General features: G+C 53.2%; 24 protein-coding genes and 1 tRNA gene. 14 read left to right on the top strand and 11 right to left on the bottom strand.

Annotated features, from left to right (window positions below):
* Entirely contained in the window at positions 1-951 is a 951-nt protein-coding gene (locus tag MVK60_RS06225; RefSeq protein WP_297437658.1) for a radical SAM protein, read from the top strand.
* On the opposite strand, the gene MVK60_RS06220 is transcribed toward MVK60_RS06225, so the two are convergent.
* From MVK60_RS06220 to MVK60_RS06210, 3 genes are read right to left on the bottom strand one after another with little or no spacing between them, the layout of a single operon-like run.
* A complete protein-coding gene (locus MVK60_RS06220; protein WP_297437551.1) occupies positions 932-1420 on the bottom strand; it encodes a hypothetical protein in 489 nt (162 codons plus the stop codon). The two genes, MVK60_RS06225 and MVK60_RS06220, sit on opposite strands and share 20 nt — an antisense overlap.
* Positions 1384-2340: a serine/threonine-protein kinase RIO2 gene (locus MVK60_RS06215; protein WP_297437549.1), complete on the bottom strand. Its 957-nt coding sequence runs from the start codon at positions 2338-2340 to the stop codon at positions 1384-1386. Before MVK60_RS06215 ends, MVK60_RS06220 begins: the two co-directional genes overlap by 37 nt.
* Positions 2341-2389: 49 nt before the next feature.
* Positions 2390-3586, bottom strand: a complete 1197-nt coding sequence (locus MVK60_RS06210; protein WP_297437547.1) for a proteasome-activating nucleotidase — start codon at positions 3584-3586, stop codon at positions 2390-2392.
* A 220-nt stretch (positions 3587-3806) separates the two neighbouring features.
* Here MVK60_RS06210 and cas6 point away from each other — a divergent pair, with 220 nt between their 5' ends.
* Positions 3807-4565 (top strand): CRISPR-associated endoribonuclease Cas6, encoded by a 759-nt coding sequence (gene cas6 / locus MVK60_RS06205; RefSeq protein WP_297437656.1) that lies wholly within the window; start codon positions 3807-3809, stop codon positions 4563-4565.
* Here cas6 and MVK60_RS06200 read toward each other — a convergent pair.
* Positions 4519-5418, bottom strand: coding sequence for a glycosyltransferase 4 family protein (locus MVK60_RS06200; protein WP_297437654.1), 900 nt, complete (start codon positions 5416-5418; stop codon positions 4519-4521). The two genes, cas6 and MVK60_RS06200, sit on opposite strands and share 47 nt — an antisense overlap.
* Positions 5419-5472: 54 nt before the next feature.
* Between MVK60_RS06200 and MVK60_RS06195 the strand changes: the two genes are divergently transcribed.
* Together MVK60_RS06195 and MVK60_RS06190 are read left to right on the top strand one after the other, a co-directional pair.
* Positions 5473-6795 carry a glycosyltransferase gene (locus MVK60_RS06195; RefSeq protein WP_297437545.1) on the top strand — a complete coding sequence of 441 codons (1323 nt, stop codon included), beginning with the start codon at positions 5473-5475 and terminating at the stop codon, positions 6793-6795.
* Positions 6795-7166: a DUF2304 domain-containing protein gene (locus MVK60_RS06190; RefSeq protein ID WP_367270859.1), complete on the top strand. Its 372-nt coding sequence runs from the start codon at positions 6795-6797 to the stop codon at positions 7164-7166. The genes MVK60_RS06195 and MVK60_RS06190 overlap by 1 nt, the downstream gene beginning before the upstream one ends.
* A 2-nt stretch (positions 7167-7168) precedes the next feature.
* On the opposite strand, the gene MVK60_RS06185 is transcribed toward MVK60_RS06190, so the two are convergent.
* The 3 genes from MVK60_RS06185 to MVK60_RS06175 are packed head-to-tail and all read right to left on the bottom strand — an operon-like array spanning position 7169 to position 8854.
* Entirely contained in the window at positions 7169-7693 is a 525-nt protein-coding gene (locus MVK60_RS06185; RefSeq protein WP_297437543.1) for a cytidine/deoxycytidylate deaminase family protein, read from the bottom strand.
* 4 nt (positions 7694-7697) lie between these two features.
* Complete coding sequence (locus MVK60_RS06180; RefSeq protein ID WP_297437541.1) at positions 7698-8489, bottom strand: M48 family metallopeptidase; 792 nt, start codon at positions 8487-8489, stop codon at positions 7698-7700.
* On the bottom strand, positions 8489-8854 hold the full coding sequence (locus MVK60_RS06175; protein WP_297437538.1) for a BlaI/MecI/CopY family transcriptional regulator: 366 nt from the start codon (positions 8852-8854) through the stop codon (positions 8489-8491). The genes MVK60_RS06180 and MVK60_RS06175 overlap by 1 nt, the downstream gene beginning before the upstream one ends.
* 102 nt (positions 8855-8956) lie before the next feature.
* Here MVK60_RS06175 and MVK60_RS06170 point away from each other — a divergent pair.
* The 3 genes from MVK60_RS06170 (at position 8957) to MVK60_RS06160 (ending at position 13155) form a co-directional block, all read left to right on the top strand.
* Positions 8957-9034, top strand: a tRNA-Arg gene (locus tag MVK60_RS06170).
* Positions 9035-9289: 255 nt separating this feature from the next.
* Entirely contained in the window at positions 9290-11359 is a 2070-nt protein-coding gene (locus MVK60_RS06165; protein WP_297437536.1) for a S8 family serine peptidase, read from the top strand.
* Between the two features lie 41 nt (positions 11360-11400).
* Positions 11401-13155: a squalene cyclase gene (locus MVK60_RS06160; RefSeq protein WP_297437534.1), complete on the top strand. Its 1755-nt coding sequence runs from the start codon at positions 11401-11403 to the stop codon at positions 13153-13155.
* On the opposite strand, the gene MVK60_RS06155 is transcribed toward MVK60_RS06160, so the two are convergent.
* On the bottom strand, positions 13144-13824 hold the full coding sequence (locus MVK60_RS06155) for a nucleotidyltransferase domain-containing protein (RefSeq protein ID WP_297437532.1): 681 nt from the start codon (positions 13822-13824) through the stop codon (positions 13144-13146). The two genes, MVK60_RS06160 and MVK60_RS06155, sit on opposite strands and share 12 nt — an antisense overlap.
* Positions 13821-14876, bottom strand: a complete 1056-nt coding sequence (gene bpsA / locus MVK60_RS06150) for a N(4)-bis(aminopropyl)spermidine synthase (RefSeq protein WP_297437530.1) — start codon at positions 14874-14876, stop codon at positions 13821-13823. The genes MVK60_RS06155 and bpsA overlap by 4 nt, the downstream gene beginning before the upstream one ends.
* 108 nt (positions 14877-14984) lie before the next feature.
* On the opposite strand from bpsA, the gene MVK60_RS06145 reads away from it, so the two are divergent.
* The 3 genes from MVK60_RS06145 (at position 14985) to MVK60_RS06135 (ending at position 16645) form a co-directional block, all read left to right on the top strand.
* Positions 14985-15725 carry an ATPase gene (locus MVK60_RS06145; RefSeq protein WP_297437528.1) on the top strand — a complete coding sequence of 247 codons (741 nt, stop codon included), beginning with the start codon at positions 14985-14987 and terminating at the stop codon, positions 15723-15725.
* 65 nt (positions 15726-15790) lie between these two features.
* Positions 15791-16321 (top strand): metal-sulfur cluster assembly factor, encoded by a 531-nt coding sequence (locus MVK60_RS06140; protein WP_297437526.1) that lies wholly within the window; start codon positions 15791-15793, stop codon positions 16319-16321.
* 132 nt (positions 16322-16453) lie between these two features.
* Complete coding sequence (locus MVK60_RS06135) at positions 16454-16645, top strand: ferredoxin (RefSeq protein ID WP_297069531.1); 192 nt, start codon at positions 16454-16456, stop codon at positions 16643-16645.
* 57 nt (positions 16646-16702) lie between these two features.
* Here the strand turns inward: MVK60_RS06135 and MVK60_RS06130 are convergent, their stop codons facing one another.
* Positions 16703-17875 (bottom strand): nicotinate phosphoribosyltransferase, encoded by a 1173-nt coding sequence (locus MVK60_RS06130; RefSeq protein ID WP_297437650.1) that lies wholly within the window; start codon positions 17873-17875, stop codon positions 16703-16705.
* Between the two features lie 376 nt (positions 17876-18251).
* Between MVK60_RS06130 and MVK60_RS06125 the strand changes: the two genes are divergently transcribed.
* From MVK60_RS06125 to MVK60_RS06115, 3 genes are read left to right on the top strand one after another with little or no spacing between them, the layout of a single operon-like run.
* A complete protein-coding gene (locus tag MVK60_RS06125; RefSeq protein WP_297437524.1) occupies positions 18252-18584 on the top strand; it encodes a flavodoxin domain-containing protein in 333 nt (110 codons plus the stop codon).
* Between the two features lie 51 nt (positions 18585-18635).
* Positions 18636-19184, top strand: a complete 549-nt coding sequence (locus tag MVK60_RS06120; protein WP_297437522.1) for a TetR/AcrR family transcriptional regulator — start codon at positions 18636-18638, stop codon at positions 19182-19184.
* 18 nt (positions 19185-19202) lie between these two features.
* Positions 19203-19979, top strand: a complete 777-nt coding sequence (locus MVK60_RS06115; protein WP_297437520.1) for an SDR family NAD(P)-dependent oxidoreductase — start codon at positions 19203-19205, stop codon at positions 19977-19979.
* Here the strand turns inward: MVK60_RS06115 and MVK60_RS06110 are convergent.
* Positions 19971-20870 carry an MBL fold metallo-hydrolase gene (locus MVK60_RS06110; RefSeq protein ID WP_297437648.1) on the bottom strand — a complete coding sequence of 300 codons (900 nt, stop codon included), beginning with the start codon at positions 20868-20870 and terminating at the stop codon, positions 19971-19973. The genes MVK60_RS06115 and MVK60_RS06110 overlap by 9 nt on opposite strands.
* 299 nt (positions 20871-21169) lie before the next feature.
* Here MVK60_RS06110 and MVK60_RS06105 point away from each other — a divergent pair, with 299 nt between their 5' ends.
* A complete protein-coding gene (locus MVK60_RS06105; protein ID WP_297437518.1) occupies positions 21170-21565 on the top strand; it encodes a hypothetical protein in 396 nt (131 codons plus the stop codon).
* Positions 21566-21600 lie beyond the last annotated feature (35 nt).

Genomic DNA, 21600 nt, shown 5'->3' with positions numbered 1-21600 from the left:
ATGCTAATAAGGGTCTCGTACGGAACCGCCCTCTCAATGGGACTGCTCTCAGGAAGAATGCTGGCAAGGCCCACAACCGCGTATCTGATGACGTATCACGATGGTCGTTGCAGGAACAACTGTGGTTTCTGTCCACAGGCCAGGGAGAGCAGGGCTGATCTGAAGAAGCTTTCCCGCGTCACCTGGCCTGCTTTCGAGCTTGAAGACGTCATAGGGCATATGATTGAGGGAGGTTTTGGAAGGATATGTATTCAGACCGTTGATTATCCCGGAATGGTTGAGGACGTCCTGACTATTCTGGAGGATCTGCGGCCGCTTGGGCTGCCGGTGTCCCTCTCCATAACCCCAGTGGACAGGGAAGTCCTGCTGAGATTCCGTGCGCTTGGGGTTGATTACATCGGAATTGGCCTCGATGTCGCCAGCGAAGGGCTATACGGGATCATTAAGGATTCGGCCTATTCCTGGGGGGAGATGTGGAGGTTTACCCGTGATGTTCTGGAGGTTTTTGGAGGGGGAAGGGCGGTTGTCCACGTGATAGTGGGCCTTGGCGAAACGGATAAGGAGATCGTGACAACGCTGGAAGAGGTTTACGGGTTGGGTGGAGAAGTCTCACTCTTCGCTTTCACGCCCGTTAAAGGCACCCGGCTTGAGAGCCTATCCCCCCCAAGCATGGTCCGCTACCGCAGGATCCAGTTGGCCCACTACCTAATCCGAAAGAACCTGCCAAGGAAGTTTGAGTTTGATGGGGCTGGCAATCTGAAGGGTTTCGGCGTTGGGGCAGACGAGTTGAGAAGGGTTGTGTCCCCCGAGGTGTTTGCAACTTATGGATGTCCGGCCTGCAACCGGCCTTACTACAACGAAAAGCCGAGTTCGGAACCATACAATTTTCCGGTTGTTCCGAAGCAGGGTTATCTCAAAGAACAGCTTAAGCTCATCCTTGGAGGCCGTTGAGTATTTCGCTGAGTTCCGCCGTTATGAACGTCCGTCTTACCCTCTCCCCACTCGCCAGCCTTATGAGGGCAACGGTGAACTCGTGGAGTTCCGGATCCTCCTCTCTGGTGAGGTTGAGTGCGGGTTCCATGTTCTCCGTCAGAATGCCCAGTCCCCCACGTCTTTTTATTATGAAGAGCACGTCTCCCAGCCTCCGGATTCCATCCCTTCGGAGTTCCCTGCTTGGTGCACGGCAGATCCCCCGCAGAGCGCACTTGACGGCGCCCCTGTAGTTATCCTCTTGGATGAAGACGTTTGCAATTCTGAAACACGCCTCGAAGTATGCCTCAGGTCTCTCTCCTCTGCTGAGCTCAAGTATCCTGTCAAACTTTCTCTTTGCCCGTTCAAGATCGTTGGCGTTCTCCGCCGCTATTGCATCTCTGAACAGCCTCACTATCTCCTCATCGACCCCCATCTTGAATCCCTCCACTCCGCCCCTCGGCTTTCAGTCCATGCCTCTTTAAAACTTTTCCATACCTCTTTAAAATCCACTTCAACGTGCCACCGGTGTTTAAATGCATTGAGCAGAACGGTGATATCCCTTTCAAGGTACTCAAGACTCTCGGGATCGGCTGTTGTCACATACTGGGCCCAGTCTATTATCAGGACCCCATCTCCGCTCAACACGACGTTGTATTCACTCAGGTCTGAGTGGACGATCCCAAAACGCACTATCTTCATATACTCGTTTAGAACCTTATTAAGAACTTCCCCTGCCTCGTCCCGTCCCAGTTCCGCATCACTTAACTCTGCAAGCTCCCTTCCCTCGATAAATTCCATCACCACTGCATGTCTGTTCCACGCTATCGGCTTTGGAACCCTGGCTATGGGGTTGAGTAGCGTTAAGGCCTCGTACTCCCTCTGGGCTATCAATCGGGACACGTAGAGCCAGCTCGTGTGGTGTTTGTTCTGGAAGGCCCTTCCGTGGTACCTCGCTTTTCTTGAACTTGTCCTTCCCCCTATCCTGTTGAACTTGACGGCCACCTTCTCCTGGGAGGGGGTTATCCCAACGTAAACGTCCGCATCCTTTCCGACGCCTACTTGGGCTGTACTTATGGCCTCAACCACACCTTTCTTGGCCAGCGCCCGTATGGCAAGGGTGTCGTACCCATGGATCGTTAGCTGGTAACCCACGTAGCCCATGTCACTCCTCCTCACCACCAGGCTCCAGTCGTCGAGCTTTCCGAGTCTGAATGACGCGGTCTCAACGTCCAGACGGGCAAAGCGAGCTATGTCCTCCAAGGGGACCCACCGATGGTGCCTCATGTTAAGCTCTACCCCTCTGAGTACCCTGAAGTCCAGGTCGCGGAGTTTTGGGTAAGCGTCGAGCGCCAGCAGTTTACTTACCATCGGCCTGCACCCGCTTCACATTTCCAAGAATGGGAGAAAACGGGGGAGATCAGCCGTACATGACTTCGTGTGCGGCTATCTGCTGGGCGAGTTTCTGTTCGCCCCCAAGGACCTTCTCGACGGCCTTTATGAAATCCTCTTGGGTCACCCGTTCCCTTCTGGCTCTTATGGCGAACATCCCTGCCTCCGTTGCTATGGCCTTCAGATCGGCCCCGCTCGCGCCCTCTGTCATCTCCGCTATCAACCTTAGGTCAACGTCGCGTAGGTTCATCTTCCTCGTGTGGACTTTAAGTATCTCCAGCCTGCCCCTGAAGTTCGGTAGGGGCACCTCTATCAGCCTGTCGAATCTGCCGGGTCTCAGGAGTGCGGGATCCAGGATGTCCGGTCTGTTGGTCGCCGCGATTATCTTGACGTTGCCGCTGGGATCGAAGCCGTCCATCTCTGCCAGGAGTTGCATGAGCGTTCTGTTGACCTCGCGTTCACCGCCGGTCGTCTCGTCCAGTCTCCTTGCGCCAACGGCATCTATCTCGTCTATGAAGATTATCGCCGGGGCTTTCTCCTTTGCCAGCTCGAAGAGTTCGTGGACGAGCCTCGCGCCCTCCCCGATGAACTTCCTCACGAGCTCGCTGCCGACGACTTTGATGAACGTGGCGTTTACCTCGTGGGCGAGTGCCTTCGCCATCAGGGTCTTCCCGCATCCCGGCGGTCCGTAGAGGAGAACACCCTTTGGAGGTTCGATCCCGACTTTGGAGAACAGGTCTGGATGTCTGAGTGGAAGTTCGACGGCCTCCCTGAGCTCTTGGAGTTGTTTCTCCAGTCCTCCGATGTCCTTGTAACTCATCCTAGGTCTTTCTATTACCTCGAATCCCAGCACCGATGGGTCCTTCTCGCTCGGTAACAGCTCAACCACTGCCATGGTCCTCTGATCGAGGGCCACCCTTGAACCTGGTTTCACCTTGTCCCTTTCTATCCACGGTGCGATCCTCACCACGAACCTGGGCCCGTTGTAGTTCTGCACTATGGCCCTGTCCTCGTCCAGCATCTCTATCACTGTTCCCGCAAATGCCGGGGGCTGTCTCAGACGCGACATCTCCATGCGTAACCGTGACAGTTCCCTCTCCAGTCTCTCTTTGTCTGCCTCTAGAGTTCTCACTTGGAGTTCGAGCTGTCTGATACGTCTCTTCAGGTACGTGATGTAATCATCGTATTCCTCTGAGGGTTTGACATCAACATCTTCAATACTCATAGTTCTCACCTCTCTGGCTGGTCTTCTATAGAAGAGTCCTTTTAACTCTATCCATCGGTTCGCGGATGGAACTTATATACTTTTGGTTGCCCCATCCGGGGTTTTGCTAGGACGGGAAGTAATGGTGGGCTGGTATTTTGACGAAATTTTTATTAAGTCTGTTCTCGTAGATTATTACCGGGTCATGAGTGCGGTACCGTATAAGCGGAGCGTGATAAAGTTGAGAATCGAGATAAAATTCCGGCCTGTTAAGGAAGACACTGTTCTTCCCTTTAACTACAATTATGAAGTGTACGAGCAGCTTCTGGAGAAGATGTTCCTGATCTCGCCGGAGCTGGCCCACAACGTTGAGGTTAGCCACATAGACTACTTCACGTTCTCTCGGATAATGGTTCGCAAACGGGAGCTCCTTCCGGACAGGGGGATACGGGTTCTATCTGGTGAGGTCTCCCTGTACATATCCTCATCCTCCTCCGATGTCATAAAGGCCATAGTGGAGGGATTTATGGACAGCCCCCTCCTGAAGATTGAGGATGCGTCTTTCGTTGCCGAGGATATAAAGGTTCTCCGGGAGCCCAGGCTAAGGGACGGTGTCCTCTTCTCAACGCTCAGCCCCGTAATGGTTCGCAGTCTGAAACTTGACGGCGGCAGGATGAAGGTCTGGGACCTCTATCCCAATGAGAACAGCTTTTTTGATAGGCTCAGGAAGGTCATGCTGATGCGCTACTCAGCCCTCAACGGCAGTATGCCCGAGGACAGGGACTTCAGCATAGACGTGATAAAGTTCAAACCGGTCCGGATTCTGGTCAGGGACACGTACTACCGCGGCTCACTGATGGTGTTCCGTTATCACGGTTCCATGGACATAGCCCGCTTTGGGTATGAGAACGGCTTTGGAGAAAAGACGAGGTACGGTTTCGGTATGGTAAAGGTCATAGATGAAGAGCCAGTGACAAAAGACCGAGGGCTGTCTCAATAGACCACACTATTGCGACGAGTTTTGGTTCGGTTACCCTGACGCTCCTCATTATCAACCCCAGGAAACTCGGGTACGGGGGGGCTTGAAGGGTTCCATCCGCCCTCACCCTCGTCCTTCCATGTTTTCTTACGCCGAACCTGACGCTGGTTTTGATGATGAAGTCAAGGAAATGTGGGATGAGGAGCAGTGCAGCGTAGGCCTCCACTTTTCCTATGATACCAACGATGCCGATGAGCGCGCCCAGGGCGAGCGTTCCGGTGTCTCCAGGGAATACCCTGGCAGGATACCGGTTCCACCATAGGAACCCAAGGGATACAGCGGCTCCGGTTAGGGCAACGAGCTGAGCCGTGCCCCCGGTAATCAGGCCCAGGAAAAACAGGGCTATCCCGGCGGTCCCAACCTCCAAGCCGTTGAAGCCCGCCAGGAGGTTGACGAGATTTGCGGATCCCGTAACGAAGAGCACCGCGAAGGGGAGGTACAGCATTCCTAATTTGAGGGATAGTCCGAACACGTTAACAGTATGGGGCACCGGGATGAATGTGACGGGAATCGAGACCAGAAGGGAGAGGAGGACCTTATGAAGTTGCCGCAGGTTCGTCGTGTCGTCTAAAATCCCGACGATCCCGAAGAGGAGGAACGGTAGCATGGCCATGGCCATTTTCTCGTCCAGCGCGGGGCTTAATGCAATGGGCAGGGAAAGGAGAACCGCAATTCCACACATCTCCGGAACATCGTAAGGGTTGGGCTTGTGGATGTCCTTCCCCGTTATCCCCGCGGCGGTCATTACCCGTCCAACGTATGGGGTAAGCATGAGTGACAGGGTTAAACCTATAAGAGGGGATGCCCACATCACATTTGACACCAGATTCCGTTGATGTCTGGGAAAATAAACCCTTCGGTGGGCAAAATGGACATAAGACTGGTGGTCTTTGACCTCGATGGAACACTTATAGGCGCAGAACAGTCCTTTACAGAGCTCAAGGAGAGTTTAAAATCCAAGCTTTTATCCCTGGGAATCCCAGAGGACGTCGTTGGGGATCTGACCCCAATGTATGAGAGCATCCGTAGAATAGCAACGGAGACCGGTAGGAACTTTGAAGAACTCTATGAACTAATGGTGGACCTTGAAACCCGGAGAATTGAGAACAGCTTCCTCTTTGAGGGGGCCAGGGAAGTTCTCGACATGCTGAAGCGCAGGGGTATCGCCCTGGCGTTAATGACCCGAAGCTCCAGGCGGGCGGCGCTGAGGGCGCTTGAGCTTCACGACCTGGTGCGGTACTTCCCGGTGGTCTCTACTAGGGATGATGTTTCACCTGAAGAGCTCAAACCCAACTCCGGTCAGCTTGAACGCATACTGGACCATTTCGGGGTCGACCCGGCGAAGGTCCTTGTCGTCGGCGACCATGGTTATGACGTTCTTCCCGCGGCTCAGATAGGTGCACTCACCGTTCTTGTAACGTCGCACAGTTCCGGAAGGATGAGCTTTGACGTTCCAGTCGAACCTAACTTTGAGGTGCCGACGCTCGTCGAACTCAGGCCCCTCTTGGAGAATCTCCTCTCCACCTTCGTTGTGGTGCCAGCGTACAACGAGGAGCGGACTATTGGGGGGGTTCTGGACAACCTCCTCAGGTACTTTCGAAAGGATGAGATAGTGGTGGTCAACGATGGATCCAGGGACAGGACTCTGGAGATGGCAGGGTCAAGGGGTGTTCACGTTCTCACCCACCTGGTCAACCGCGGCCTTGGAGGGGCGCTGGGAACGGGTCTGGCCTACGCCGTTAGGAAGAACGGAAGGCTTGTCCTCACCTTCGATGCCGATGGGCAGCACCTCATAAGTGATGCGTTGAGGGTCATGAAGCCCGTTGCGGAGGGGCGGGCTGACTTTGCCGTCGGTTCCCGCCTTAAAGGTGATACCAGTGAAATGCCGTTTGTAAAACGGCTTGGCAACACTATTCTTGACGCGATAACCGCCCTTTTTGCAGGTAAGTACGTAAGTGACAGTCAAAGCGGTCTCAGATGTTTTAACAGGAGATGTGCGTCGAAGATACGTATAACCTGTGACCGCTACGCGGTTTCCAGTGAGATCATAATCGAGGCTTCAAAGCACGGGTGCAGGATAGTTGAGGTCCCTATAAAAGCCGTTTATACCGAATACTCGATGAAGAAGGGGACGAACGTCCTAGAAGGGCTTAAGATCGCCCTTAACCTGCTGTTCGATAAACTGAGGTGATGAGAATGTTGGTGGTGCAGTATATATCTATTGTTGTTGTCTCAGGTTTAATGTTTTATGTTTTCAGCAAATACCGGGATGGCCACCTTGAGTGGGGGGATGTTCTTTTTTGGGAGGCTCTGTTACTGGTAATGCTGGTGCTGTCCTGTTTCCCTGTGGAAATCTCCCTTGAGGTTAAGAGGATACTTGGAATTAGCAGGGGGCTGGATGCACTCTTTGTGGTTGCAATCGGCCTTGCATACCTCATGATTTTCAGGGTGTATCTGGCTGTTGACAGGGCCGAGAGGGAGATAACGGAGCTGACGAGAAAAATAGCAATTGAGCTTGAGGAGATAAACGAGAGGCTCAGGAACATGGAAGAGAAGCTCTAACGCTATTTGAAAAGCTCCTCCAGAAACAGTTTGACCCTCTCTTTCGGCAGTTTGAACTGCCTTATCTTCACTATGCCTTTTTCCTGCGCTTCTCTGAGCAGAATTTCCGTCGCCTCGTTGGGGTACATCTCCTCATAGACGATCTCCTTGATCCCCGCGTTGACGAGGAGTTTAAAGCATATGTCGCAGGGGAAGTGGGTGACGTAGAGCGTCGCCCCCTCAAGGCTTATACCCTTCCTGGCCGCCATCGCTATGACGTTCTGCTCCGCGTGAACGGCTCTGTGACAGTGGCCGTCGACGATGAGGCACCCCAAGTCAATGCAGTGGTTCATGCCCCTAGGCGCACCGTTGTAACCTGTGGCAAGAATGTAGCCGTCCTTGACAGCAACCGCCCCGACGCGGAGCCTTGGACAGGTGGCCCGGAGGGAGACGAGCTTGGCGATAAGCATGAAATACTCGTCTTTGGTGGGACGTATCCGTTTTATTTTCTCAGCCTTCTCCGGATCAAGGGATATTTCGACTTCCATGGGATCACCTTAGCATTCCCCTCTGCACCTTGAGGTTCTCCATTTCTAGTATTATCCTGATGATCCTTTCATCGTAACTTGGATGCGTCTCTATAAGCTGAGTGTTCTTCTGAGGGCGCTCTATTGAGGGGTCTATCCCTGGGAAACCGGTCATCTTGACCTCCGACCGGAGATCTTCGTAGTATTTCAGCTCCTCGAGTGCACGCTTCATGCTCATCGGGACGTCCAGAAGGTGGAGTGCGGTTTCATCCGCCTTAAACTCCCGGTTCTTCATGAACTTCGCCCTGCTCTCCTCGTAGAATGCGTAGAATATCAGGGAGAGTAGGCCCAATGCCAACTTGTTTGAGAGCATGAACGTTAACATGACGGCCCCTATTGAGAAGTACCTTCCGTAAACGACGAGTGGGAACATCAGCGTGTCCCTGTTCTTTATGTGCCCTATTTCGTGGGCCATGACGGCGATTATCTCCTCCTCCTCTAACACCTCGAACAGCCCCATGGACAGGACCACGGTGCGTCCGTAAGAAAACGCGTTGGGGATGTACTCATCGAGGATGAGCAGTTTCGGGGTTTTTATGCCTGCTCTTTTTGAGAGCTTTTCAAGTTCCTCCTGGAGCCAGGAAAACTCCTCTCCCTCCGGCTGGATGTAGTCCCCGCTGGGTCCCCGGCGGTTTACCTTTACGTAAAGGGCCGCGAGCAGAACCAGTGATCCGATGGTCGCTGCCAGACCGAGGTTCCCCGCCATCCCCAGCAGAATCAGCACCTGGAGGATCAGAAAGAGCAGTGGCATGGGCATCACTTCTTTATCTTGGCTAGGTATGCGTAGGTGGCCTCTTTAAAGTTGCTCATCAGGGCATCGAATATGCTCTGCACCACCTTTTCCTCGAACTCCTCCTTAGTTGTGGTTATGGAGTACACGTACCTGATGCCACCCCTGCCGTGGTCGACGTACCTCGTTAAAAGGCCGCGCTCGCAGAGGCGGTTCATTAGGATGCTCACCGTAGAGCGTCTCATGTCCGGGTGGGATTTTTTCATGTTTTCGTACACCTCGCCGGCGGTTGCGGTCTTTGCCCGCCACATGTACTCCATTATCTCCGCCTCAAGGGGAGGAAGAACCGCCCGTACGCCCTCCTCGGTGAGCTTGAATTCTTGGGGCTCCATCTTATCACCTTCCAGAATACTTTGGTGCCGGTCGGATAAAAAGTTTTTGTGCCGGCGACATGATTAGATTTTTAAATCCTAATCTTGACTATGTATGGGCACGGGCCGGTAGTTTAGCCAGGACAGAACGTCGCCCTCCGGAGGCGAAGGTCGCGGGTTCAAATCCCGCCCGGCCCGCCAGCTTTTCCATCCACCCCATGTTTCATGGAACCTGCTTTGTGGAGATGGGACGCTGTTACAACCCTGTTTTACTTACCTTCATTCACGTTGTCATCCATCGTCGTAGATTGTTCCTGTATTTGGTCTTTACGTATGGAATTTTTGTCGCAACTGACCACTTAGCATACGAAAAACTTATATTCAATATGGGTGCTATCAGTTCTTCGATGACGGGTACGGTACCCCGATGCTTGACTAAGGTCTGAGGTGAATAGAATGAGAGGGTTGAAAACAGCCATACTGGCGTTGTTTCTGATCGGCCTGATGTTTGGCCTGGTGGCAGCCAGTCCGGTGCCCCACAAGGGGTCCACAGAGACGCAGAACGTTCCTAGAAACGTCCCCAAAACCTACGGTCTGCTGACTCCCAAACTGTTCCAAGAGGTCCAGGGAATGAATCCTGACAGTGTCATAAGTACCATTATACTCTTCAACACGCAGGCTGACAAGCAGAATGCGATCCCGCTCCTCAAGTTCCTTGGGGCGAAGATAAAGTACAACTACCACGCCATACCGGGCCTGGCCATTGAAATACCCGTTAAGTACCTTCTGGTTCTCGCGGGGCTCTCCGATACCGGGGCAATAAACGGACTCGACGTCCAGGGGATTCAGTTCATTCAGGACGACTACAAGATACAGGCGGACGTTGACCTTGAAGGACTCGATGAGTCCACCGCCCAGATCTCCGCCCCTGAGGTCTGGAACGTTGGCTACGACGGTACAGGAATAACCGTTGCGGTCGTTGACACCGGAATCGACGCCTCCCATCCGGACCTTCAGGGTAAGGTCATAGGATGGAAGGACTTCGTCAATAATAGAACCACCCCCTATGATGACCAGGGACACGGGACTCACGTATCCGGAATAATCGCCGGAACCGGTGCTGCGAGCAACGGCCAGTACAAGGGTGTGGCACCTGGGGCCAAGCTTGTCGGCGTCAAGGTCCTGGGCTCGGACGGAAGCGGCTCCGTTTCGACCATTATAGCCGGCATTGACTGGGTAATCCAGAACAAGGATAAGTACAACATTAAGGTCATAAACCTCTCCCTCGGCGGCTCACAGAGTTCCGATGGAACCGACGCCCTCAGCCAGGAAGTCGACAAAGCCTGGGAGGACGGTATAGCCGTCTGTGTTGCAGCCGGTAACAGTGGTCCCGACACGTACACCGTTGGCTCGCCAGCCGCCGCCCCCGACGTCATCACCGTTGGCGCCGTTGACAAGAACGACGTCATCACGTACTTCTCAAGCAGGGGTCCGACCGCCGACGGCAGGCTCAAGCCGGAGGTCGTTGCCCCAGGCAACTGGATAATCTCAGATAGGGCCTCCGGAACCCAGCTCACCGACCAGCTCGTTGGTCAGTACTACGTCGCCGCCTCCGGAACCTCGATGGCCACTCCGCACGTCAGCGGTGCCGTTGCCCTTTTGAGGCAGGCACACCCGGACTGGAGCCCCGATAAAATAAAGTACGCCCTTGAAATAACTGCGGACGTCGTTAACGCGAGCGCCATCGCTGGAATCGCCTACGGTGCCGGCAGAATAAACGTTTACGAGGCCCTCAACTATGACCAAGACTCCAAGGTCGACTTCACGGGATACCTCAACGACAAGCAGAACGTTACCAAGGCCGTAACCGTCAGCAGTGGAACCACCAGGATAGCGGCCCTCCTCACCTGGGACAACCCGCAGGCGGACCTTGATCTCTACATGTACGACCCGAACGGCCAGCTCACCGACTACTCCGATACCTCATACTACGGCTTTGAGAAGGTTGCCTACCGGAACCCGACCCCCGGAACCTGGTACTTCCTCATCGCCAGCTACTCGGGTGGCGCCAACTACAAGCTTGAGGTTCTCGACGAAGGCGGAACCGTCAGCGAGAGCTCCGGCAGCACCCCGAGTGGCGGTGGAAGCAGCGGCGGTAGTAGTGGCGGAAGCAGCGGGGAAAGTGGGAGTAACGGCAGCACCCCAAGCCAGCCCACCCAGTCAGTCGTCGTCAAGAACTTCACTGGAACAGTTGACTACCAGAACTACGTCGTTGACACGGTCACCGTTAACAGCGGCGCCACCAAAATAGAGGGCTACCTCTACGGCAACAGCTACGACGACCTCGACCTCTATCTCTACGACCCGAACCAGAACCTCGTGACCAGTTCAACCAACTCCGGCTCCGACGAGTACATTAGCTACAGCAACCCACAGCCTGGGACCTGGTACTTCCTGGTCTACGCCTACGACACCTACTACTGGTCGGCGAACTACTTCCTCCAGACCAAGGTCTACTATGGCTGATCTTTTTAACCCCTTTACCCTTTTTCTTTGGAGGTGAGCGGATGCAGAGGTTCTTTGGAATCGTCGTAACAGTACTTGTCCTGCTGTCCATCGTCTACGTTCCCGTTCGGGCAGGGGAGGTCCCCTACGTTTACGATCCAACGGTACCCGCGACGGCTCTGTCTGTTATAGCCTTGTACCGGGTCCATAACTACGGTTACGTGCTTGACGGTTGCACCTGGCTGCAGGAGCTGAAAACACCTGACGGGGCATGGGCCTACCGGTATGGGATGGCGCCTCAGGCCAAATACACTGCGCTCGCGGTTATGGCGCTCATGAGGGGAGAGAGCGTTGCTGAGGGCATGTTCAACAGGACGATTCACGCGGGGGTGTACTGGCTCCTTTATAAGCAGTCCGACAACGGTTCTTTCGGTGATTACACGGACACCGCGCTCGCGGTGGTTGCTCTGAGGGAGTATGAGAAGTTCAAATACTCGTGGATACCCGTTAAAAAAGCGATACAGAACGGTCTCTACTACCTCCAGACCCACAGGCCCAGAACCACCATGGACAAAATATTTGGGGACATGGCCCTCGGAGACCTCCAGGGGCTTGAGTCCATCGAGGCAACTGGAGTGAACGGTCTTTACAAGGCCTTTGCAATGGCGTACCTAACGAGAAAATCCGTCCAGATAAACTCCGCTCTTGATGACCCTGCGTCGCTGGCGCTTCTCCTCTACGCAACGGGCGATAAACGGTACGAGACGGACCTTATAAAGAAGGTGCACTTCGGCTTCTGGGGTGTTCTGAAATACCAACCCCCTGACCTCCTTGAGGTGGCCACGCTACCTGGATTCTCCGACCTAACGCCCATAGCCTGCCCATACATGGAGAAGGTGAAACCTCAGTTTGAGTGGGAGAGGGTTGTCCTTTCGGGGTACTATGTCGAGTGCAACGAGAGCGTCAGCTTTACCGGCATCGATTACTCCAAGTTGAAGCCCTGGATGATAGCCGAGATGGCCAGGATAAATCACCTTCTTGGACGGCCATACGGGGATGAAGTGAGGTACCTCACCGAGCACATGGAGAGTGGCTGGGGCAACTTCTTCAACACGGCGTACGTTGTGTGGGTTCTGTCCGATCTGAACGTTACTCTGAATTATACAGAACCATTGAACTGGCTTGTCACAAATCTGACGGATAAGTACCCGAACTACTACTACGCGTATGCGCTCATGGACTTCCACCGCTTTAACTACACGAGTGCGTTCAACGTAACGTACTCGATAATCAGGTCCCGTCAGAATCCGAGCGGTGCGTGGGGATACACCGCCGGTTCCCCCGGAAACTTAAAGAGCACCGCGGAGATTCTTCGTGCCCTTCGGGCCGTGGGTCTGGCCAACACGACGGCTTATCAGAGGGGGTACCGGTTCATACGCAGTTTTCTCTACGCCAATATCCCCGCCGTGATGTCAAACGGCACCTCCATAACTCTCCGGAACGCCGTGTTCTTCCGGATAAAGAACGGGATTTACCTTGGAAACACCACCGGAACCCTAAACACGTCGGGACTTGACGGTTACGTCGTTATGTACCCGATGGTTCACCCCCTCATCGTTAATACAACCCCGGTCGGGGGATTTACGGCGGGAAGTCCGTGGAAAGCACTGTCCTCCGGTGGAGGGAATCGCACTGGTGGTTGGGGGCCGTACGCCTTTTACCTGGGTGGAATGGGTCTGCTGGTCATCGTTGGAGCTTATCTAGCAGTTGTGAGAAGAAAGAGGAAGAAAAGTGGAAGCAGGAAATCACGGAAGTAACGGCGTCCCTTTCAATTTTTCCACCCTTGATCGGATGAATTCTTTCAGGAACTCCTCTCTGAACTGTGTCTTTCTCTCATCCAGGTAAGATTTGTAGACTTCGAGCGCTTCCATGTCCCCGAGCTCCTCCAGTTTCTTAATGACGTCCCCTTTTCTGAGGCTTGAGCCGTTTAGAAACGCGAGGAGCCTAGCCGTTTCGCCGGCCAGTATGTGGAGCATCTTCCGGTTACCCGAAAAGCGCTCAAGGTTCCTCAAAGTGCTCTCCAGCCTTGCGGATAGGAGTTCCTCCATGGGATACGTTGGAATTGTGGTAACCACGTCCTCGCCGATAACCACGGCGTGGTTCTCCCTGAAATCCCGCTGGTAGATCGTCAGAAACTTGTATGGGTAGCCCCGGCTGAGGGGGTTGCGGAGGTTCGAGAGCCACTCCCAGGCGACGTCAATCTCGACCGGATTGAGGAATGACGAACACTCTTTGAGAACGGGCCTTATCCCCTGAAGAACAGGTTCCGGTTCGGTTCCATCCTTAAGGACCACGAAGAAGTCCACGTCGCTAGTTCCTGGGATGAAGTCGCCTCTAATGAGGGAACCGTACAGGATGAGGGAATGGAGGCCAGAAATCCGATCGAGTTTCTTCTGTATGCAATCCATGAGCCTTTCGGCTCTCATGTGGTTGAGGCCTCCTCATCGTTGTAGAGCTCGTCACCGACTGTAATCCTCTTCTCGAAGCCCTTCGAGCCTTCAAGCGTCTGAATCCTGAACATGTAGCTCCTGTACCAGTTGTAGGTCGGCTTGACCTTGACCGGCAGGAGCTTCCATGCCCTCGTTTCTTCCTCGTAGCCCCAGTTCACGTACTCGTTGAAGTTCCTGATGATGTCCGTGATGACAACACCGAACTCGTTGAGGAGGAGCCTCTGAATCTCCCTCCACTTGTCAAGGGAGCTCTCGCGCCTCGTTATGCCGAAGTAACCTGCACAACCGGGTCCCTTGAGGGTCGCTATCCCCCTACCGACGAAGGCCCTTATGGCCTCTACGGTCTCTGGAGGGTCCGTTATGAAGGTGTCGAACTTGTGGAGCGCGTAGTCAGGAAGGGGCTCACGGAGGTCAAAGGTGAACATCTCGATGTCCGAGTAGCCGAGCTCGTCGGCGGTCTTCTCAATGAAATTCACGAGACGCTCGTCTATGTCGAGGACGGCTATCCTCTTGGGAAGGCCGCTGAGCATGAGGGCTATGCTCGTGAGGTCGTCGTCGCCGAGGACGAAGACCTCCTTGTTCTCAAGGTCTCCGCGGGTGTGCATCAGGGCTATCCTGGCGACGGTTGTCTCGGGGGTAACATAGGCCTGGTCGAAGTCGTGCTTCGGCCGCGGCCTGTCCTTGACAATCTCCTTGAACCCCTCCAGCAGGTTGCTGAGGGCATCGAGCTCCACAGTCTTGCCTCCGCAGTGGGAGCAGGTGTAGTCATTCCTCGCTCCTATCCCGTACTTCTCCACCAGCTCCTTCCCGCTCTGGGTGAGGATTACATTAGGCCCGTCGAAGCCCACGTAACCAAGCTCGTGAAGCGCCGTAATGACGGTGACGACGAGTGGGAGGGGTTCCTCACTGAGGTCAACTATCCTCCAGACATCTCCACTTGCCTGGATGGCGCTCAGAACGTTCTCCATGGTTCTCTCGTAAACGGGAATGCTCGTCTTCTTTTTAACCCTCTCGACTATCTCCCTCATTTCAAGCACCTCCAGAAGGATTTTTGGTTAGTAACCGGGGTTATGAGGGGCTTCTTTTAAGGTTTTCCCAGCGGCAAGTTTAATAAACCGCCCACCGATTGGTCTCCGATGATAGGATCTGTGGGAGACGACTTCGTTAAGAGGTGTCGGCTTGAGTACAACCTGGATGCCCTTGAGCGGGTTAGGAGAAAAATTGGTGAAGAAACTTATTCCCGCCTGAGGGCCCTTTTGGAGTATCGCCTCTACAGGACGGAGTTCGACCGCTCACCTATCGATGTTGAGATAATCCTCGCATTTTCCGCCGGTTCGGACAGCACGGCGTCCCTCAAAATACTCCGCTGGGCCGGTTTCGACGTCGTCCCGGTCATGGTAAAGCTCCCGCAGATGAGGGAGCCGGTTCTCCTCAACGCCATGACACAGGGCGCGGTTTTTGTGGAAATCCCCGGTTACATGGAAGTTATCAAAGACCAGATAGCGAAAGGTGCTCCGATATGCGGCCGCTGCCACGCGATGGTTATGGACGCCGTGGAGGGCTACGCTAGGGAGAACGGGATAAAGATCGTTGCCTCTGGTGATCTCCTCAGCTCTGGGCTCATATCGATTTATGAAACTGGCGAACTCGTAACTCTTAACCTCCCCGCTTTTTTGGCCCTGGACAAGGCCGAGATAATTAGGCTGATAGGAGGAAAGTACGATCTCAAGTTCGGCTGTCCGTTGCTTTGGGAGACCTTCAAGAAGACACCGAGCGTTAAGCGCTTTGCAATACAGCGCGTCCTACGCGAGCTGAGGGCGAGGGCGATAACGCCGACGATGGCCGAGAAATTGATACTCGATGTGCTGTCTAGGTAGCTACTCATTTCTGACCCAAAAGGTTTAAATCTGTCTTCTTCCACCCCGAATCAGGTGATGAATTCATGGTCACGAAAGAGGAAGTTAAGAACGTAGTTGAGGGCATAATTGACATAAAATTCCTCAAATCCATCGATGTCGATGGAGACGGCAACGTAAGCGTTACACTCGCTGAAGACGTCCCGGATATAGACAACGTCCTCATAAAACTCCACACAGAGCTCACAAAGCTCAACGGGGTGGGTACGGTAACCATCAACCGTGAACGCAGGATAAGCGGCGATGAAAACGCTGAGATCACCAAAGAACTCGTGCTCGAAAAGCTCAAGGAGGTCATTGATCCGGAGATAGGTATCGACGTCGTCAACCTCGGTCTCATATACGAACTTGAGGTGAGACAGGACAGGACGGTGTACGTCAAGATGACGATGACCACTCCTGGCTGCCCGCTCACGATGTGGATACTCCGCGCCGTTGAGGATAAGGTCCTTGAGATTCCGGGAGTCAAGGACGCGGAGATAGAGCTCACCTTTGATCCTCCGTGGACACCGGACATGGTGAGCGAAGAGTACAAGAAAAAGCTGGGGCTTTACTGACCAATTCTGACAATTATTGTTCATCGAAGTTTACTTTCCTTCCCTTTTCCACGGGTTTTCGCCCTCGGACCCCCTCTTACCCGACGAAAACTTTATATTCGCCGAAACGCATCCAAGAGCGGTGATGTTCCCATGGCATGGAAAGTTAGTGTTGATCAGGACACCTGCATTGGAGACGCTATCTGTGCAAGCCTCTGCCCCGACGTCTTCGAGATGGGCGACGACGGAAAGGCCCACCCGATAGTCGACACCACTGATCTGGACTGCGCCCAGGAAGCCGCTGAGGCCTGCCCAGTCGGTGCCATTACCCTCGAGGAGATTTGAATTCCTTCTTTTTCTTCCTTTGGCGTTTGGATTTTTCTAATAGTGTTGTTAAGGGGCTCATTCAAGGCTTAACCCGAACTTCTCGGCCTGCTCAAGTACGTACTCCCTTGTCTCTCTAGCCTTTGGCAGCTCTGCCACTATCTCCCCGTTCTCGATGAGGGGCTTGAGGAGCGGTTCGACCTTTGCACCGCAGACCGGACAGCGTTCAAGCTTCTTCCCAGCTGGAACGCGGTGATAGTGACCCCTTTCACAGCGGTATATCTGCTTTCTTCCGCTGAGCTTTCCGCGCTTGGTTATCGGTTTTCCCTCAACATCTACAATGTCAAGCGAGAAATCAACTGGCTTTGCGGAAGCTATTGCCGAGCCAACTCCAAAGGCATCGGCTATGTCAACTATCTCCCTTATACTCTCCTCGTCAAGGCCGCCGCTGACGAAGATTTTAACCCAATCGTAGCCCCTAAGGTCAAGCTCCCAGCGGACCTCTTCAATAATTCTCCGGAAGTTGCCCCTTCTAGAGCTCGGAGTGTCAAGCCTTACCGCTGTTAGCCTCTCGCCGAGGGTCTCAGCCGCCATCAGAGCCTCGAACTTCTCGTCGCAGAGCGTATCAACCAGCGCTGTCCTTGGAACCCCTGGCTCAACAACCTCGTCGAAGTACCTCCAGGCCTTCACCTGGTCACCTACGGTAAGAATCAGCGCGTGGGGCATCGTTCCGACGGGCTTCTCTCCGATCATCTCAGCTTCTAGAACCCCGGAAACCCCGTCGCAGCCCCCTATAAATGCCGAGCGGTCAATCATAGGCGCTATGGCAGGATGCATGTGCCTTACCCCAAAGGAGTAGACGGGTTTGAAGTTCGCCGCTATTTTCGTCCTGAGGGCGGCGGTGGCTATACCGCTAGCCTGGCTGAGCATTCCAAGTAAAGCGGTCTCGTAGATCCCAAACTCCTTGTAGTAGCCCTCAATCTGGAGGACGGGCTCGTAGGGGTGGAATATAGTGCCTTCAGGCATCGCATAGACGTTTATCGGGAGCCCCTCAAGGAGTTTTGCCACCTCTTCAATTCCAGCAAGGACCCCCCACTTCCAGCCATGGGGCAAAGAAGTCGTCGTTACATCGGTGAAAACCTTCCTGTGAATTCCCTTCTCGACGAGTATCTTCCGGGTTCTGATGAAGTAAACGTCAGTGGTCTTTCCGGCTTTTATCTCATCCTCATGGGCGATGTAGAAGTCCCTCATTTCCATCACCTGACTGTTAACTTGACTCTCCTTTGATTTAAGCTTTTCACATAGAGGGAGCGTGTCCAAAAGTTAAGATTGCTTCATTTTACGGGCATTATGTTTGAAGTTTTTGCATATTTAGTAGTGCATCTCCCGGAAGACGTTATTCCTCCATCATACAAACATCAGCAGTTTTAGACACGCCCCACATGGAGGCTTCTAAATTCTGCGGGCTGGCACAAAGGTTAAAAGCAGCACATGCAGATTATAAACCGACCGGTCGGTAGGAAATGGAATTGTGAGGGTCTGCATAGTTTACGACACCAAGAGGGGCTCGACCGAAAGGGTGGCAAGAGCCATGGCAAAAGTGGTGAAAGGCATTGCCGAGGTTTGAGTGTTTAGGGTTACTGAAAATCCCGACGTTGAAAGTTGTGACCTCATGGTTATCGGTGCACCCGTCTACTACGAGCGTCCTCTTCCGGGGGTCAAAGAGTTTCTGCTGTCAAAGAACGACCTTGAGGGAAAGGCGATAGCTGTCTTCATACTCTGCATAGCCGACAAGTTCGGGAAACTCGGCAAGAAATACACAGAAGCCAGATACATGCGCCTGATGACCGAACCTATTAAAGTGAGGAATAATAGCGAAGAGGGTCTTCGACGGCTGGATACTCAAGGAGAATCCAAAGACAATAAGGGAAGCAGAGAACTGGATAAAGCGGGTTCTTGATGCCTTTAAATTGGGAGAGGAGCTTGGGATAGAACATCCGGAGGGTTAATGATGAGAAAACTGGAGACCAGAAAACGAATAATAAGCGTTGCCTTTGAGCTGTTCAGCGAGAAGTCCTACCATGACGTCTCTATGGAAGAGATAGCAAGAAAAGCCGGGATTTCAAAAGGAGGGCTATTTTATCACTTTTCAAGCAAGTATACGCTGGCAAGGGCGGTTCTGTTTATGTTCCTCGACGAATGGCCGGAGAACCTCAAGAGGCAGCTGAAAGGACTTTCGGGCGAAGAGAAGCTTAGAACCCTAATCGATGCGGCTTTTGAACTGGTAACGGCCAGCCCAAAGCTCTCACGCTTTTTCTTGGAGCTGTACGAAGAGAGCATCAAACTCAACAGGGCCAGTGAATGGGACGAGTTCTATGAAATGTACATTGGCTCCGTCTCCAGCGTGCTCAGAGAAGCCGGTGTGGGGGAGCCGGAAAAGAAAGCACTTCTTTTGGGGGCGCTGGTTGATGGCCTCGCGCTGCATCACCTTCTCTCGGGCGGCAAACTGTTCGACGTCGATGAAATGAAGAAAGAAGTTTTGAGAATTATGGGGGTGTGAGCATGGAGAAATCCCTGGATGAGCTCCTTTCCCCTGGGAGGAAGGCGGGCACTTATTACCGGTGCTGCCTCCGGGATAGGCCGCGCCACAGCCATAAGGTTTGCCGAAGCCGGGGCAGACCTCGAGCTCGTTGACATTAACGAGTCAGGTCTGGAAGAAACTAAAGCCCTTGTGGTAGAGTTTGAAGTAGATGTGAACCTTCACCGCGTCGACCTCTCTCGGAAGGTGGGGGTAGATGCCCTCTGGGAGGGCCTGAGGGGCAGGGAGCCCACTGTGCTGGTCAACAACGCCGGCGTCTACTGGTTCAGAGACTTCACGGAGGTCGATGAAGGGTTCTACGAAAAGGTCATGGCGATAAACATCCACTCCGTTTTCTGGATGTGCCAGAACTTCGTGAGGCTTAGAAAGGAGCAGGGAGGCGTGATAATTAACGTGGGCTCCATAGAGGCGTTTCTGCCCTTCGCCAAAGGCCTTGCCCACTACGATACCGCAAAGCTCGGCGTGGTCGCTTTAACGAGGGCGATAGCGAGGGAATACGGAAAGAGAATCAGGGCCAATGTGATAGTTCCGGGAGGAATAGAGACCGAAGGGGTAAGGAGGCTCAAGAAAGAGGCGATAATGAAGCTCGACATGGAGAAGATAGGCATATCCTTCAACTTCAACGCGCGCCTTCCGATGGGCCGCTTTGGGGAGCCCGATGAGGTCGCGAGGATGATACTCTTCCTCGCGAGCGATTTAGCCAGCTACATGAACGGTGCAATAATCCCGGTTGATGGGGAATTTCTATCAACGTAACTTGAACGGCACCTCCCCCTTCTCACCCCCCTCAATTTTATGGAGCTCCCTCCGATAGGCCTCCAGCGGTCGGTCTTCAACCTTGAGAAAGCCAGCGAACGTTTTAGGCCTCTTCTCCAGCTCGTCGAAGAATCTCGGATAGTTCTTATCCCTGACGATGTGATGGTCGAGGATTATCTGAGCGTTGGTCTCGCGGATTATCTCGTTGAGATTTCTGATTCCAGTTTCCCAGCTTCCCTCGGCGCGCTTACCGAGGTACGTCGGCGGTCCTCCGGTTATGAGCAGGTCCGGGACCTTTTCGATTATCCACTCAACGGCTTTTCTGTTGAGGAGCTGAATGTCGCTGGCATGGATTAAGCGGAAGCCGTCGTCGATCATGACCATCACAACGAAGCCGAGCTTCGAGCCCTCGCACCCATGGGGGACAGCTGGAGAAAACTCCAGCGTAACTCCGCCGAGGTCGAAGCTCCTGCCGTCCGCGAACTCAACCTTTTTCGCTATCGGTTCGGCGTTTTTGAGGAAGACCCATGCCCTCTTTTTCTGGCTGAAGTTTATGTCTTCCCATGGGTGCTTTATGAAAAGGAGCTTTCTCTCGTATATCTCCCTCGCGTACTCCTCGCTTGAGCTCTCGTAGAGGCCTTCGAAGAATGGAGTATGGTGGTCGTAGTGGTAGTGAGAGATTGTGACAACGTCCGCCCTTCGGGCGTAGCCCTGGAGCTTGCGGCGCATCCTGTGGAGTGCCTCTATCTCAACCTTCGCCGGCGGAAGGCCGTAGCGCTTCGGCCCGAGGGCGATACCGGGGTCGATAAGGATTTTCCTTCCTCCTGCGTCAACGAAGACCGCCAGGCTCCTTACGCCGAGACTTTCCGAGGCGAGCGGAATTATCCTCATGTCTCTCCCCATTGAAATTCCGGGCTAAACCTTTAATAAGCCCTGCCCATTAGTGGAAGTGACCGATGATGAGTGTCATCCTAAATCCTCTTTTGCATGCGTTTTGTATACAAATACAAAACTAATTGCATGCTTTAATTTCTCAATATATTTTTAAAGTATGCGTTAATTATGCTCTTATAGTATATAAGTATTTCTAAAGAACTAATATCATAGGTTAAAGTATGCGATTTAGCAATGTTTATAAACTTTGAATATTCATAGAACAATTTAGAACACTATAAAGGGCGGCGTGAACCATGAGGAGGAAACGATTTGGAGGTCCTCAAAAACTGCCCGTTCCTTACTCCTCCGATGATTACATACTTCTCGACCTTAGAGACATTGATGAATATAAAGAGGAACTCATAAGCTTGAGAAACTTAAAACAGCTGAGTCCGGGCACCTTTCAGAATAAATCATTTGCAATAAACACGTTCATTGAGTACCTGCTGAGAATAAAGGGGCCTGTAGCCGATGATAACCCCATAATAAAACTGACCGCAATGGATGTGTACCAGGTGTTCTCCGAATACCTCAAAGACCCTCGTAGGAGCAAATCCACCCACACATTTAGGGTTGTGGTTAAATACACTGAAGAAGCCCTGAAGCACATCCTCTGGGAAAAATACGGAATCAGTTTAACCGAGCCTTAGGGGATGAAGTCTTCAACCCGACCACCTATCTAGGA

The organism is Thermococcus sp., assembly GCF_026988555.1.
Classification (GTDB): domain Archaea; phylum Methanobacteriota_B; class Thermococci; order Thermococcales; family Thermococcaceae; genus Thermococcus.
The sequence above is the reverse complement of the archived record's forward strand: the minus strand, read 5'-3'. Positions and strand labels throughout refer to the sequence as shown.

What these genes read in the sequence shown, in the direction of transcription:
- MVK60_RS06160 (WP_297437534.1), top strand. Translation starts at nt 11,401, where the DNA reads ATGCAGAGGTTCTTTGGAATCGTCGTAACAGTACTTGTCCTGCTGTCC.
- MVK60_RS06120 (WP_297437522.1), top strand. Translation starts at nt 18,636, where the DNA reads ATGAGAAAACTGGAGACCAGAAAACGAATAATAAGCGTTGCCTTTGAG.
- MVK60_RS06145 (WP_297437528.1), top strand. Translation starts at nt 14,985, where the DNA reads ATGATAGGATCTGTGGGAGACGACTTCGTTAAGAGGTGTCGGCTTGAG.
- MVK60_RS06210 (WP_297437547.1), bottom strand. Translation starts at nt 3,586, where the DNA reads ATGAGTATTGAAGATGTTGATGTCAAACCCTCAGAGGAATACGATGAT.
- bpsA (WP_297437530.1), bottom strand. Translation starts at nt 14,876, where the DNA reads ATGAGGGAGATAGTCGAGAGGGTTAAAAAGAAGACGAGCATTCCCGTT.
- MVK60_RS06185 (WP_297437543.1), bottom strand. Translation starts at nt 7,693, where the DNA reads ATGGAAGTCGAAATATCCCTTGATCCGGAGAAGGCTGAGAAAATAAAA.
- MVK60_RS06180 (WP_297437541.1), bottom strand. Translation starts at nt 8,489, where the DNA reads ATGCCCATGCCACTGCTCTTTCTGATCCTCCAGGTGCTGATTCTGCTG.
- MVK60_RS06110 (WP_297437648.1), bottom strand. Translation starts at nt 20,870, where the DNA reads ATGAGGATAATTCCGCTCGCCTCGGAAAGTCTCGGCGTAAGGAGCCTG.
- MVK60_RS06190 (WP_367270859.1), top strand. Translation starts at nt 6,795, where the DNA reads ATGAGAATGTTGGTGGTGCAGTATATATCTATTGTTGTTGTCTCAGGT.
- MVK60_RS06195 (WP_297437545.1), top strand. Translation starts at nt 5,473, where the DNA reads ATGGACATAAGACTGGTGGTCTTTGACCTCGATGGAACACTTATAGGC.
- MVK60_RS06225 (WP_297437658.1), top strand. Translation starts at nt 1, where the DNA reads ATGCTAATAAGGGTCTCGTACGGAACCGCCCTCTCAATGGGACTGCTC.
- MVK60_RS06155 (WP_297437532.1), bottom strand. Translation starts at nt 13,824, where the DNA reads ATGAGAGCCGAAAGGCTCATGGATTGCATACAGAAGAAACTCGATCGG.
- MVK60_RS06140 (WP_297437526.1), top strand. Translation starts at nt 15,791, where the DNA reads ATGGTCACGAAAGAGGAAGTTAAGAACGTAGTTGAGGGCATAATTGAC.
- MVK60_RS06115 (WP_297437520.1), top strand. Translation starts at nt 19,203, where the DNA reads ATGAGCTCCTTTCCCCTGGGAGGAAGGCGGGCACTTATTACCGGTGCT.
- MVK60_RS06105 (WP_297437518.1), top strand. Translation starts at nt 21,170, where the DNA reads ATGAGGAGGAAACGATTTGGAGGTCCTCAAAAACTGCCCGTTCCTTAC.
- MVK60_RS06135 (WP_297069531.1), top strand. Translation starts at nt 16,454, where the DNA reads ATGGCATGGAAAGTTAGTGTTGATCAGGACACCTGCATTGGAGACGCT.
- MVK60_RS06175 (WP_297437538.1), bottom strand. Translation starts at nt 8,854, where the DNA reads ATGGAGCCCCAAGAATTCAAGCTCACCGAGGAGGGCGTACGGGCGGTT.
- MVK60_RS06130 (WP_297437650.1), bottom strand. Translation starts at nt 17,875, where the DNA reads ATGAGGGACTTCTACATCGCCCATGAGGATGAGATAAAAGCCGGAAAG.
- MVK60_RS06165 (WP_297437536.1), top strand. Translation starts at nt 9,290, where the DNA reads ATGAGAGGGTTGAAAACAGCCATACTGGCGTTGTTTCTGATCGGCCTG.
- MVK60_RS06215 (WP_297437549.1), bottom strand. Translation starts at nt 2,340, where the DNA reads ATGGTAAGTAAACTGCTGGCGCTCGACGCTTACCCAAAACTCCGCGAC.